At 71.6% G+C, this 13,117-nt stretch carries 12 protein-coding genes; 6 read left to right on the forward strand and 6 right to left on the reverse strand.

Annotated features, from left to right (window positions below):
• Window positions 1-9 precede the first annotated feature (9 nt).
• Genes ACIBI9_RS26205 through ACIBI9_RS26215 form a run of 3 tightly spaced genes read left to right on the forward strand, consistent with a single transcriptional unit; the run spans window position 10 to window position 3,100 of the window.
• Complete coding sequence (locus ACIBI9_RS26205) at window positions 10-1,023, forward strand: ABC transporter permease (protein ID WP_397225184.1); 1,014 nt, start codon at window positions 10-12, stop codon at window positions 1,021-1,023.
• On the forward strand, window positions 1,020-2,072 hold the full coding sequence (locus ACIBI9_RS26210) for an ABC transporter ATP-binding protein (RefSeq protein WP_397225186.1): 1,053 nt from the start codon (window positions 1,020-1,022) through the stop codon (window positions 2,070-2,072). Before ACIBI9_RS26205 ends, ACIBI9_RS26210 begins: the two co-directional genes overlap by 4 nt.
• Window positions 2,069-3,100, forward strand: a complete 1,032-nt coding sequence (locus tag ACIBI9_RS26215) for an ABC transporter ATP-binding protein (RefSeq protein WP_397225188.1) — start codon at window positions 2,069-2,071, stop codon at window positions 3,098-3,100. The genes ACIBI9_RS26210 and ACIBI9_RS26215 overlap by 4 nt, the downstream gene beginning before the upstream one ends.
• Window positions 3,101-3,133: 33 nt before the next feature.
• On the opposite strand, the gene ACIBI9_RS26220 is transcribed toward ACIBI9_RS26215, so the two are convergent.
• From ACIBI9_RS26220 to ACIBI9_RS26230, 3 genes are all read right to left on the reverse strand, one after another.
• The gene (locus tag ACIBI9_RS26220) at window positions 3,134-3,817 is read right to left on the reverse strand and encodes a response regulator transcription factor (protein ID WP_185076857.1); all 684 of its coding nucleotides are present in this window, start codon (window positions 3,815-3,817) and stop codon (window positions 3,134-3,136) included.
• Window positions 3,814-4,989: a sensor histidine kinase gene (locus ACIBI9_RS26225; RefSeq protein ID WP_397225190.1), complete on the reverse strand. Its 1,176-nt coding sequence runs from the start codon at window positions 4,987-4,989 to the stop codon at window positions 3,814-3,816. Before ACIBI9_RS26225 ends, ACIBI9_RS26220 begins: the two co-directional genes overlap by 4 nt.
• Window positions 4,990-5,592: 603 nt before the next feature.
• Window positions 5,593-6,453, reverse strand: coding sequence for a RecB family exonuclease (locus ACIBI9_RS26230; RefSeq protein ID WP_397225192.1), 861 nt, complete (start codon window positions 6,451-6,453; stop codon window positions 5,593-5,595).
• A gap of 115 nt (window positions 6,454-6,568) precedes the next feature.
• Between ACIBI9_RS26230 and ACIBI9_RS26235 the strand changes: the two genes are divergently transcribed.
• Window positions 6,569-7,705 (forward strand): site-2 protease family protein, encoded by a 1,137-nt coding sequence (locus ACIBI9_RS26235; RefSeq protein ID WP_397225194.1) that lies wholly within the window; start codon window positions 6,569-6,571, stop codon window positions 7,703-7,705.
• Window positions 7,706-8,049: 344 nt separating this feature from the next.
• A complete protein-coding gene (locus tag ACIBI9_RS26240) occupies window positions 8,050-9,474 on the forward strand; it encodes an FHA domain-containing protein (RefSeq protein WP_397225196.1) in 1,425 nt (474 codons plus the stop codon).
• Between the two features lie 351 nt (window positions 9,475-9,825).
• Here the strand turns inward: ACIBI9_RS26240 and ACIBI9_RS26245 are convergent, their stop codons facing one another.
• The 3 genes from ACIBI9_RS26245 to ACIBI9_RS26255 form a co-directional block, all read right to left on the reverse strand.
• Window positions 9,826-9,963: a hypothetical protein gene (locus ACIBI9_RS26245; protein ID WP_397225198.1), complete on the reverse strand. Its 138-nt coding sequence runs from the start codon at window positions 9,961-9,963 to the stop codon at window positions 9,826-9,828.
• 386 nt (window positions 9,964-10,349) lie between these two features.
• Window positions 10,350-10,889, reverse strand: a complete 540-nt coding sequence (locus tag ACIBI9_RS26250) for a hypothetical protein (RefSeq protein ID WP_397225200.1) — start codon at window positions 10,887-10,889, stop codon at window positions 10,350-10,352.
• Window positions 10,890-11,035: 146 nt separating this feature from the next.
• Window positions 11,036-12,124, reverse strand: a complete 1,089-nt coding sequence (locus ACIBI9_RS26255; protein ID WP_397225202.1) for a GNAT family N-acetyltransferase — start codon at window positions 12,122-12,124, stop codon at window positions 11,036-11,038.
• Between the two features lie 55 nt (window positions 12,125-12,179).
• On the opposite strand from ACIBI9_RS26255, the gene ACIBI9_RS26260 reads away from it, so the two are divergent.
• Complete coding sequence (locus tag ACIBI9_RS26260) at window positions 12,180-13,031, forward strand: tRNA (adenine-N1)-methyltransferase (protein WP_397225204.1); 852 nt, start codon at window positions 12,180-12,182, stop codon at window positions 13,029-13,031.
• Window positions 13,032-13,117 lie beyond the last annotated feature (86 nt).

The raw sequence follows: 13,117 nt of genomic DNA on the forward strand, positions 1-13,117 counted from the left end.
CCGAGATCAGTGTTCACATACATTCTCAGACGGTTGATAGCGGCCGTCATGCTGCTCTTCGTGGTGAGCATCACGACGTTCGCCATCTTCTTCCTCGTGCCTCGGCTCGCTGGGATGTCCGCTGACGACCTCGCCTCTCGGTACGTCGGCAAGGCCGCCAATGAGCAGGTCATCCACGACACGGCGATCCGGCTGGGGTTCTACGACCCGCTCCTGGTCCAGTACGGGCGGTTCGTCAAGGGCATCTTCGTCGGCGTGGAGCGCAACTACGGTCCCGGCGTCGAGCTGTGCCCGGCGCCCTGCCTCGGCTACTCGTACGTCACGCAGAACCCCGTCCTGCCCGACCTGCTCGACCGCATACCGATCACGCTGTCATTGGCGCTCGGCGCGGCCGTGGTGTGGGTCGTCTTCGGCGTGTCCACCGGCGTGGTGTCCGCGCTGCGGCGCGGCAGCTTCTTCGACCGCCTCTCCATGGGCGTCGCCCTGGCCGGCGTGTCGCTGCCGATCTTCTTCACCGGCATCGTGTCGCTGGCCATCTTCCGCGACCAGCTCGGCCTCGTCGGCGACGTCGCCGACTGGGTGCCGTTCAGCGAGGACCCGTTCACCTGGGCCAACAACCTGATGCTGCCCTGGATCACGCTCGCCTTCCTGTACGCCGCCGGCTACGCCCGGCTCACCAGGGCGGGCATGCTGGAAACCATGTCCGAGGACTACATACGCACGGCCAGAGCCAAGGGCCTGCCCGAGCGGGCCGTGGTGCTCAAACACGGGCTGAGAGCCACGCTCACCCCGGTGCTGACCATGTTCGGCCTCGACCTGGGCCTGCTGCTCGGCGGCGCGGTGCTGACCGAGAGCACGTTCTCGCTGCCCGGCATCGGCAAGTACGCCAGGGACGCCATCGAGCGCAACGACCTGCCCCAGGTCATGGGCGTCACCCTGGTGGCGGCGGCCTTCATCATCGTGGCCAACCTGATCGTCGACCTGCTCTACGCGGTCGTGGACCCGAGGGTGAGGCTGGCGTGAGCGAGCGAACCATCAAGCACAGCAGCGCTTTCCTGCAGGTCAAGGACCTCAAGATCCACTTCCCGACCGACGACGGCCTGGTCAAGTCCGTCGACGGGCTGACGTTCGACCTCGAACGCGGCAAGACGCTCGGCATCGTCGGCGAGTCCGGCTCCGGCAAGTCGGTCACCAGCCTCGGCATCCTCGGCCTGCACAAGGGCAAGGGCGCCAACGTCTCCGGGGAGATCTGGCTCGACGGCGAGGAACTCGTCGGCGCCTCCCAGGAGCACGTGCGGGGGCTGCGCGGCAAGAAGATGTCGATGATCTTCCAGGATCCGCTGTCGTCGATGCACCCCTTCTACACGGTCGGCGACCAGATCATCGAGGCGTACCGCATCCACCACAAGGTCACCAAGGCCGTGGCGAAGAAGCACGCCATCGACATGCTCGGCCGGGTCGGCATCCCCGAGCCGCAGCGCCGCGTCGACTCCTACCCGCACGAGTTCTCCGGCGGCATGCGCCAGCGCGCCATGATCGCCATGGCGCTGTCGTGCGACCCCGAGTTGCTCATCGCCGACGAGCCCACCACCGCGCTCGACGTGACCGTGCAGGCCCAGATCCTCGACCTCATGGTCGACCTGCAGCGCGAGTTCAACTCCGCGCTGATCATCATCACCCACGACCTGGGCGTGGTGGCCGAGCTGTCCAACGACATCCTGGTCATGTACGCGGGCAAGTGCATCGAGTACGGCAGCACCGACGACATCTTCTACCGTCCCGAGCATCCCTACACATGGGGTCTACTGGGATCGATGCCCCGGCTCGACCGGGAGCCCACCGAACGGCTGCTGCCGATCAAGGGCTCCCCGCCGTCGCTGATCAACGTGCCGCGAGGCTGCGCCTTCCACCCCCGCTGCCCCTACGTGGAGCGGACCGGAGGCAAGGCCAAGTCCGAGGTCCCGGACCTGCTCCAGACCCAGGGCGGCCACCTGGTGCGCTGCCACATGGACCGGACGGAGCGGCGGGAGCTGTGGGAGAACGAGATCAAGCCACTGCTGGAGACCCAGTGACCGAGCCCAAGAACGAGCCGCTTCTTTCCGTACAGGGCCTGGAGAAGCACTTCCCCGTGACGAAGGGCCTGCTCAAGCGGCAGGTCGGCGCCGTCAAGGCGGTCGACGGGATCAGCTTCGACGTGTTCAAGGGCGAGACGCTCGGCCTGGTGGGGGAGTCCGGCTGCGGCAAGTCCACCACCGGCCGGCTGGTCACCCGGCTCCTCGAGCCCACCGCCGGCAAGGTGGTCTTCGAGGGCGAGGACATCACGCACATGGGGCAGGGCAAGCTGAGGCCGCTCCGCCGCGACATGCAGATGATCTTCCAGGACCCGTACTCGTCGCTCAACCCCCGCCACACGGTCGGCACCATCGTCGGCGCGCCGTTCCGCATCCAGGGCGTCAAGACCGAGCACGGCGTCAAGCGGGCCGTCCAGGACATCCTCGCCCTGGTCGGGCTCAACCCCGAGCACTACAACCGCTACCCGCACGAGTTCTCCGGCGGGCAGCGGCAGCGCATCGGCATCGCCCGCACCCTCGCGCTCAAGCCCAAGCTGATCATCGCCGACGAGCCGGTCTCCGCGCTCGACGTCTCCATCCAGGCCCAGGTCGTCAACCTGCTCGAAGACCTGCAGAACGAGCTGGACCTCACCTACGTCGTGATCGCCCACGACCTGTCGGTCGTGCGGCACATCAGCGACCGGGTGGCCGTCATGTACCTGGGCAAGATCGTGGAGATCGGCGACCGCAAGCGGCTCTACAGCGCGCCGATGCACCCGTACACCAACGCCCTGCTGTCGGCCGTGCCCGTGCCCGACCCCAAGGCGCGCAAGGAGCGCGAGCGCATCCGGCTGACCGGCGACGTGCCCAGCCCGCTCAACCCGCCGCCCGCCTGCCGCTTCCACACCCGCTGCTGGAAGGCGCAGGAGATCTGCAAGACGGTCGAGCCGCCGCTGGAGGAGCTGGCCAGCGGCCACCGCGTCGCCTGCCACTTCCCGGAGAACGCGCCCGCCTCGGCCGTCGAGGCCACCCCCGCCGCCGCGTCCTGACCGTGGGCGTGCCCGCCGGGCGCGCCCACAGTCTCAGGAGTACGTGCCCGGCGTGATCAGCCCGGTCTCGTAGGCCAGCACCACGGCCTGCACGCGGTCGCGCAGCCCCAGCTTGGTCAGCACGTTGCCGACGTGGGTCTTGACCGTCGTCTCGCTGACCACGAGCTTGGCCGCGATCTCCGCGTTGGACATGCCCTTGGCGATCAGCCGCAGCACCTCCAGCTCCCGCTCCGTCAGCCGGTCCAGCCGCGCCGGAGCGGGCTGCTCGTACGCCGACGGCAGCCGCTTGGCGAACCTGTCGAGCAGCCGCCGCGTCACGCTCGGCGCCACGATCGCGTCGCCGGCCGCCACCACCCGGATCGCCTGCACCAGCTCGTCGGGCGGCACATCCTTCAGCAGGAACCCCGACGCGCCCGAACGCAGCGCCTCCACGATGTACTCGTCCAGGTCGAACGTCGTCAGCACCAGCACCTTCGGCACGTGCGCCGTCGGCGCCGCCTCCCGCACGATCCTGCGGGTCGCCTCGATGCCGTCGACGCCCGGCATGCGAATGTCCATCAGCACCACGTCGGGCAGCAGCGCCCGCGTCTGCTCCATGGCGTCCTTGCCGTCGCCCGCCTGCCCCACCACCGTGATGTCGGACTCGGCCTCCAGAATCAGGCGGAATCCCGTACGCAGCAGCGGCTGGTCGTCCACCAGCAGCACTCTGATCGTCATTGGCCGTCCTTCAACGGGAACCTCGCCCGCACTTCGAAACCGCCCCCCGGTAGCGGACCGATGTTGAGGATTCCACCATAGAGTGCGACCCGTTCGCGAATGCCCACCAAACCGTGCCCTGACCGCGCGGACACCTCGGCCGCGCCCAGCCCGTCGTCCTCCACCCGTACGTCCAGCTCGCGGGGGTCGTGGCGGACCGTCACCACGGCCTTGGCCCCCACCCCGGCGTGCCGCAGGCTGTTCGTCAGCCCCTCCTGGGCCAGCCTGAAGGCGGCCAGGTCGACCCCGGCGGGCAGCGGCCGCGGCTCGCCCTCCACGATCAGCCGGGTCGGCAGCCCCGCCTCGCGCATCTGCTCCACCAGCGCGGGCAGATCCTGCACGCCGGGCTGCGGGCCCAGCTCGGCGCGGGCGTCGGTACGCAGGACGCCGACGATGTTGCGCATCTCCGTCATCGCCATCCGGCCGGTGTGCTCGATCGCCGACAGCGCCTCGCGCGCCAGGTCGGGATCGGAGGCCAGCACCCTGCGCGCCGCGGCCGCCTGCACGGTCATCACGCTGACGTGGTGGGCCACCACGTCGTGCAGCTCGCGGGCGATCCTCGAGCGCTCCTCGGCGCGGGCCGCCCTCGTGTCGGCCGCGCGCGCCCGCTCCAGCCGCTCCGCCCGATCCTTGAGCTCATCCAGGTACGCCCGGCGCAACCGCAGGCTCCGCCCCGCGCCCCACACCGCCACCAGCACCACGGCCACCACGACGTGCTCGCTCCAACTCGTCGCCCTGACCGGGCCCGCCAGGGCGCCCAGCACGTACATCACCAGCGAGATCAGCAGCCCCGCCAGCGCCATCGCCAGCCCGCGGTAGGAGGCCACCGAGTAGAGCAGCACCAGCCCGGCCAGCCCCGAGATCCCGGTCCCGTAGCCGAGCACGGTCAGCAGCGTCTCGGGCACCAGCTCGGCGCACATCGCCGCCAGCGGCCACCGCCTGCGCGCCGCCACGGGCACGCACGCCAGCACCACCAGAACCCCGCCCAGCGGGTCGGGGGCGCGCATGCCGTCCACCGCCACGCCCTGCGCCTCCAGGTGCTCGGGGCCGTAGAGCACGAACATCGCCACCGAAGCCGCGGCCACCACCCCGGCGAGCACCGTGTCGTGGAACGTGGTCCGGTCTATGCGCACCGCTTCACTGTAGGCCCAGGTGAAAGCCCGTAACCTCCTCCCTCGGGAGGATTACCGCCCATACAACCTCAAACCCCGCACAGCGCCGCCGCCCGGCCCGAGCGGGGGTCGGCGGCGGTGCGCCCGCGCCCGCGCACCTGCGGGGCCAGTAGTGGTGTGCCCGCGTGCCTGCCGGGGTTGCTGGTGGTGCGCCCGTGCCTGCGGGGCCGGCGGTGTGCTCGCCGGCTTAGAGCGCACCGGCTCCCCGCCCCGCGTCGCTGTGCCGAGCTGAGCGCCGTGCACGTAGCGCCGGGTCGCGCCGTACACCGTGCCGCCGCACCGGCGCTCGGCGACTCCGTGACGGCGCGACCCCGTGCGTGCGGCTGGGCCGTCGCGCGTGGGAATCCCGTGATGGCGCGACCCTGGGCGGCGCGATCCCGGGCATGCGGCCGATCGTCTGCGCGGTCCACGTGCTGGGCATCCTGTTGTCGAGGGCACCGGCACCGCCTTGCGGGCTCGTGTGTCGGGTGCGCTCGCCGAGGGCCGCAACCCACCCCCAACCCAACGCCGGGTTGGCACTGCGCTGCGCGGTGTCCCGCCCGGGTGCGTGCGTTGGGTGGTGGGTCAGAGTTCGTCGGTGGCGGCGCGGCGGTGGGTGCGGGTGGTGTCGCCCGGCTGGCGGGCGGGGACCGGTGGCGGGGTGCCGCCGAACTCCGGGCACAGGGCCTGGTGGTCGCACCAGTCGCACAGGCGGCTGCGGCGGGCACGCCACTCGCCGGACTCCAGCGACCGCTCGATCGCCGTCCACAGCGCCATCACCTTGCGCTCGGTGGCCAGCAGGTCGGCCTCGTCCGGGGCGTAGCGCAGCACCTCGCCCTGCCCGCCCAGGTAGACCAGCTGCAGCAGGCGAGGCACCTGGCCGCGCAGCCGCCACAGCACCAGCGCGTAGAACTTCATCTGGAACAGCGCCTTGGCCTCGAAGTCGCGCCCCGGCGCGCTGCCCGTCTTGTAGTCGACCACCCGGACCTCGCCGGTCGGCGCCACGTCGAGCCGGTCGACGTAGCCGCGCAGCATCAGCCCACCGTCGAGGACCGCCTCCACGTAGAGCTCGCGCTCGGCGGGCTCCAGCCGCGTCGGGTCCTCCAGCGTGAAGTAGCGCTCCAGCATGCCGCGCGCCTGCGTCAGCCACTCGGCCTGCTCGCCCTCGTCGGCGAACATCTGCGCGTACTGCGGATCCTCGTCCAGCAGCCGCTGCCACTGCGGCTCTAAGAGCTCCAGCGCCGCCTGGACCGAGCGCCGCGGCGCCGGGAGGTCGTAGAGGCGCTCCAGGACCGCGTGCACCACCGTGCCCCGCACCGCCGCCTGCGAAGGCTTCTCGGGGAGCTGGTCGATCACCCGGAAGCGGTAGAGCAGCGGACATGTCATGAAATCGCCCGCCCGGGACGGGGAGAGAGCTCCGATGATCACCGGTTCGGTCAACGTCATGCACCGCACTCTAGGTCAAGACCCCGACAGAATAGCCCTCGCGCCACGAGGATCACCCGATCCGGCGCGTAGCATCAAGGCAGCAACAGCACGTAATGGACGTTCAAGGAGTGCGGTGAGCGAGCAGAGCCCGCGGCAGGAGTTCTCCGGTCTTCGGATGGGGAAGCCGTTCGGCATTCCGGTGTACGTCTCATGGACATGGTTCATCGTGGCCGCGTTCATCACCATGATGTTCGGGCCCCGGGTGCGCCAGATGCTGCCCGAACTCGACAGCGCCGCCGCCTACGCGGTCGCGTTCGTGTTCGCGGTGCTCCTGTACGTGTCGGTGCTGCTGCACGAGCTGGCCCACAGCGTGCTGGCCAAGGCCTACGGCCTGCCGGTGCGCAGGATCACCCTCTACCTGCTCGGCGGCGTGTCGGAGATCGAGAAGGAGCCGCCCACGCCGGCCAAGGAGTTCCTGGTCGCCGCGGCGGGGCCGGCGCTGTCGCTGGGCCTGGCCGGGCTCGGCCTGGCCGCCGACACCTACGTGATCAACGGCGGCGGCATCCCCGAGGTCCTCATCTGGCAGCTCTGGGTGGCCAACCTCATCGTCGGCGTGTTCAACCTGCTGCCCGGCCTGCCCCTGGACGGCGGCCGGATGCTGCGCGCCGGCGTCTGGAAGCTGACCAAGAACCCCAGCTCCGGCACCATCGTCGCCGCCTGGGGCGGCCGCGTGCTGGCCGTGCTGCTCGTCGTGTTCCCGATCGCCACGGCCCTGCAGAGCGGCCAGGACATCGACCCGACGGACCTGCTGTGGCCGTTCGTGCTGGCGTCGTTCATCTGGCTCGGCGCGAGCCAGTCGCTGCGCGTGGCCAAGATCCGCGCCAGGATCCCGCAGGTCAACGCCCGCGCGCTGGCGCGCAGGGCGATCCCGGTGACCGCCGAGACGCCGCTGTCCGAGGCGCTGCGGCAGGCCGCCGAGCGCAACGCGGGCGCCCTCGTCGTGGTCGGCCACGACGGCGAGCCCCTGGCGATCGTGAACGAGGCCGCCGTCCAGGCCACCCCCGAGCACCGCCGCCCCTGGGTGAACGTCGGCTCGGTCGCCAAGTCCCTGGAGCCCGCCATGGTGCTCGCGGCCGACCTGACGGGAGAGCCGCTCATCGACGCCATGCGCGAGGCCCCGGGCAGCGAGTATCTCCTGGTGGAGCGGGGCGGCGACATCTACGGGGTGCTCGCCACGGCCGACGTGAACCGGGTTTTCACGGGCGTCTGATTTGTCCCACTCGTTTAAGCGGCGGGCCATGGATAGGGTCGTGTCCAGCAGTTTCGGGCGGCAGGAGCCGACTCCGGCCAGTTACTGCGATGTGACGACTGGCCGATAGTGTTCTGTTTGGCCAAACTTGCACAGTTAAGGGGCTTGTTGCGGTCCACCGGTTCATCGAATCGAGACGACGCGGCCGCGACACGGCCTCTTCGTCTGGGTATGCGTATGGCTGGTGGCCAGCACGGCAGTGCGGGTGCCGTAATTTCGCCGGCTTCCGGGGAGGAGAAATGAGTGACCGAGCGCAGCGAGGGCACCGATGAGCAGCGCAGCGCCGTCGTCATGAGGGAGGACGCATGACCGACCAAGGCTTCGGAGTGGTGCGTCCGCTTCCCGGTAACGGGCTGGTCGCCTACGCGGGCGGGCTGCTGCTGGTGTGCGACGCCGGCGAGGCCGCCGCCGACGACCTGCTCGACGCGCTGCGCGAGACGGCCGCGTCCGGCGGCGACGGCAGGGCGCTGGCTCGCCGCGCCGCGCAGGTGCTCGCGGCCAACATGGCGGGCGACCCCGCCACCTGCGCCGTCGCCGGCCGGGTGGGAGAAGGCGTGGCCGTCCTGGTCAGCGGCTCGGCCGCGGCCACCATCGCCACCCCGGGCGGTGAGACGCGGCTGGCCGGCAGTGACTCGTTGACCTGGGCCGACCGGCTCGTCACCGGACCCGTCGAGCGGGTCGAGCTGAGCCTGCCCGGCGCCGGCACCCCGCACCCCGCGGTCCGCTTCGACGGCGGCGTGGTGCACGGCGGCGGCCTCGTGGGCGACCTCACCGATCAGCCCTCGGCGCCCGCCCCGTCCAGGCCGCTCACCAGCGAGATGCCCGCCACGGCCTTCCACCTCGAGGCCGACCTGGTCCAGCAGCCGCCCGCGCCGGTGGAGCGGCCGCCGTACCCGCTGGCCGACCAGCCGCCGGTCGTGCCTGGGCCGCCGTCGGGCCCGCAGCCCGCGCCGGTGGAGCAGCCGCCGTACGTCCCGCCCCAGGACCCGCCGCCCTACCACACGCCGCAGGAGCAGCCGGCTCCCTTCTTCCCGCCGCCGCAGGAGCAGCCGCCGCCGCTGCCGGAGCAGCAGCAGTTCCCCTCCTACGACGAGCCGCCGCCCCCCGGCAACGGTGTGGCCGACCAGCCGATGCCGCAGCACCTGGGCGGCCCGTCCGACCACTTCGACCAGCCCGCGCCGCCCCTGCTCGGCCCGCCCGACCACTTCGACCACCCGGGCCCGCCGCCGCAGGAGCAGCAGCAGGACCACGGCGACCGGCCCCTGGTCTACGGCGTCGACTGCAAGAACGACCACTTCAACGACCCCCGCTCGCCCTACTGCGCGGTCTGCGGCATCGCGCTGGTGCAGCGCACCCTCGTCCCCTACAAGGGGCCGCGCCCGTCGCTCGGGGTGCTCATCCTCGACGACGGCACCGCGCTGCCGCTGGAGAGCGACTACCTGCTGGGCCGCGACCCCGAGCGGGCGCCCGAGGTGGCCGGCGGCACCGCCAGGCCCGCCAAGGTGACCAGCCCGGACGGCTCGGTGTCGCGCCGCCACCTGCGGGTGGCGCTCGACGGGTGGGACGTCAACCTGGTCGACCTGGGCTCGGTCAACGGCACCCAGATCCAGCCGCCGGGTGACCCCAACTTCTACGACATCCCGCCGAACGAGCCGGTCACCATCGCCCCCGGGACGACGGTCCGGGTCGGCGTCTCCCGCACGCTCCGCTTCGAGGCGCACCGGGGATAACCCGTCCGCCGAAACGCCCGCGTCCCCGGTCCGGGGCCGCGGGCGTTCCCGTGCGCCGCCCAGGAGCGCCAGGAACCTGCGGGCGCGCCGCCCAGCCTGGTCCCTGCGCCGCCGCCGCGTGGCCGTCTCCATGAGCCGCCGCCGCGTGGCCGTCTCCATGAGCCGCCGCCGCGAGGGCGCCGACGTCGGCGGGGCACTTCACGACGTCCGTGAACAGCACGCCGCCGCCGGTGCGGCTGCGGGCGCCCGGCCCGGTGAACGCGTCAGCGGCACGTGCGGGGGAGCCGCCGTTCCCGACGATCAGGGACGTCCTCGCGATCGCCGGGCCCGGCAGGACGCCGCGTCCCGCCGTCAGCCCGCCACCGGGTCGCCGAGGCCGCCGCGTCCCGCCGTGCCAGCCGCTACCGCGTCGCCGTGGCCGCCGCGTCCCGCCGTGCCAGCCGCCACCGGGTCGCCGAGGGCGCCCCGTACCGCCGTGCCAGCCGCCATCGCTGCACGTCGCCGTAGCCGCCCCGTACGGGCCGATCGAGGCGCGCTGGGGGCCGCAGAACCCGGCGTCGCTCAAGACGTGCGCCAGGCGCGCGACGGCCGCGGCGCCGTCCGCGGGGGCCGCTCAGTCGGCCTTCCGGTACGCCGCGTCGGCCGTCACCTCCGGTCGGAACGCGTCCAGGGCGGTTCGCGGGAGCGCGTGTCCGGCGGCAGGGACCGCACCCCGGGCCGCTCCCGGCGGCAGGGGCGGTCGGTGCGGATTCCCATGGGCCGCAAAGGCCCATGATTTATTGATAAATAGTCAAATATCAGCAAAATCTTCGACAAATGGGGCGGGCGGGAAGCGGCCATTACCCGCCCGATCCGGCCGGACAACTGGTCGTCCCTTACCGAGGGATCCGGTCGCCTCCAACCGGGAGGCCCGGCGGCTGGGCCGGGCAGAACGCCCGTACCCCCCGCAACAGCCGTACCGCGGCCTCCAGCCCGCTCGCCGCCTCCAGCGCCCGCCCGGCGGCGGTCGCGAAACGGCTCAGCAGATGCTCGTCCCCGTCGCCGAACCCCCGCCCGGCGACCCACACGAACGTGTGGTCCCGCGTCGCCAGCGGCAGGGGAGTGGCCAGGAAGCCCGGCTCGCCCACCGCGGCGTCGCGCGCCAGCCGGACCGTCGCCGGCACGGTCGCCAGCTCCTTCAGCACCCCCGACTCGGCCAGCCACCGGCGCACGCGCTGGGGGTCGCCGGGAGGGGCGTGGGTGTGGATCGCGTCGGCCTCGAGCCGCAGGGCGTCCACGCGCACGAATCCCGCGTAGGCCGTGCCCGTGACGGCGGCGGCGGTACGCGCCAGCCGGTCGAGCAGGTCGGCGGCCTCCAGGCAGGAGAACGAGGCGATGAGTTCACGCATGGCGGCATCGGCATGGTTGTATGACATCGCGGTGGTCCCTCGGGGGGAGGAGAGATCGCGCGGCCCTATCGCGCGAAACTGAAGTGCGGTGCCCTGACTATCACCCCCGACGCGGCTCCTGACTAGCCCTCAACAGGAAATCGGGATTTCTGGCCCCTCCCGGCGCGCAGGCGTCACGTGGGACGCAGGACCGACCATGCCACGTCGTCCACCCGCGTCCCGTCCGCCTTGACGAACAGCCCCCGGTGCACGCCCTCCCGGCTGAACCCGGCCCGCTCCAGCACCGCGTGCGAGGCCGCGTTGCCCGCGTCGGTGCCGGCCACGATCCGGTGCAGCGCCGTGTTCGCGAACGCCCAGTCCACCAGCAGCCTGACCGCCCGCGTCATGAACCCCTTGCCCCGGAACCCGGGCACCAGCGAGTAGCCCACCATGGCCTGCCCCAGCGAAGGGACGACGTGCGCCAGCTGGATGTGCCCGGCGAACGCCCCCGAGGCCGCGTCCCTGACGGCCAGCTCGATCCGCTGCCCCGACACCCACCAGTAGCCGGTGTAGCGGCAGCGCCGCTCGTGCTCCTCCAGCGTGCCCATCGGCCCGAAGTGATAGGCCGCCACGGTCGGGTCGGCCAGCATCCGGTGGAAGTCGCCGGCGTCCTCCACGGCCAGCGGCACCAGCCGCACCACGCCGTCGCACAGCTCCCCGTCGGCGAAGAACGGCAGGTACGGCTCCGCCGCCACCGCGTCACCCGCCAGCCGGGCGAAGGTGACCATGTCGACGTAGCGGCCGTCGCGCAGCCGCTTGGCGTCCCGCCGGCGCCCCTCCTCGAGGAAGCCCGCCTTGACGGCCACCCGCAGGCTCGCCACGTTCTCCACCGCGGCCTGCAGCTCCACCCTGCGCACCCCGTGGTCGAACAGCCAGTCGGTGACCGCCCTGGCCGCCGTCGCCGCGACGCTCCTGCCCCGGGCCCACGGCGCCACCATGTAGCCGATCGAGGCCACGCCCCACTGATCGGGCTGCACGACCCCGATGGAGCCCACGTAGCCGCCGTCCTGCGTGATCACGAACTCCGCGCCGCCGCCCGCCCACTTCGCCGCCGCCTTCTCCAGGAAGCCGTGCGCGTCCTCCACCCGGTACGGCGACGGCAACGCCGGCAGGAACCGGGCGGTCACCGGGTCGTTGCACACCTTCACGATCGACTCGACGTCCTCCTCCGCGGGAGGCCGGAGAATCAGGGGACCGGTGGAGATCACGTCGCGCGGAAGCATCCCCCATAGATACCGTGCGTCCGGACGCCCTCGAAAGCCCTATAACCTTGCGGCCATGGGTTTCCGCAGGCATGGGCCTTTCCGGGCGGGGGATCAGGTGCAGCTCACCGACCCCAAGAACAAACGCCACACGATCACGCTCAAAGAGGATGGCGTCTTCCACACCCACAAGGGCGCCATCCCGCACAGCGAGCTGATCGGGCAGCCTGAGGGCTCCGTCGTGCGCTCCTCCGGAGGCACCCAGTACCTCGCCTTCCGCCACCTGCTGCAGGACTACACGCTGGCCATGCCGCGCGGCGCGGCCGTCATCTACCCCAAGGACGCCTCGATGATCGTCGGCATGGCCGACATCTTCCCGGGCGCGCGGGTGATCGAGGCCGGCGTCGGCTCCGGCGCGCTGACGTGCTTCCTGCTGCGAGCCGTCGGCCCCGACGGGCACGTCACCTCCTACGAGCGGCGCCAGGAGTTCGCCGACGTGGCGAGCAAGAACGTGGAGAAGTTCTTCGGCGGCCCCATGGACGACAACTGGCGCCTGGTCGTCGGAGACCTGGTCGCCTCCATCGACGAGGCCGACGTCGACCGGGTGATCCTCGACATGCTCGCCCCGTGGGAGTGCGTCGACGCCGCCGCCAAGGCGCTCACGCCGGGCGGCGTGATCTGCTGTTACGTCGCCACGACCACGCAGTTGTCCAAGACGGTCGAGACGATTCGCGATCACGGGTGTTTCACGGAGCCGCATGCGTGGGAGACCCTGGTTCGCGACTGGCACGTCGAAGGACTCGCGGTGAGACCGGATCATCGGATGATCGGCCACACGGGATTCCTCGTCTCCGCCCGCCGCATGGCGGACGGAGTGACGCCCCCGCCGAGACGCCGTCGACCGAAGGGGACCACCGAGGAACTATGACAATTTGGCCACGAGGGTGCGTTGGTGCGTGACACGGGAACAGATTGCCGTGTTCATGTGCTGGGAGTATTAAACGCACTATTGAG

It is taken from the genome of Nonomuraea sp. NPDC050451 (assembly GCF_044458585.1).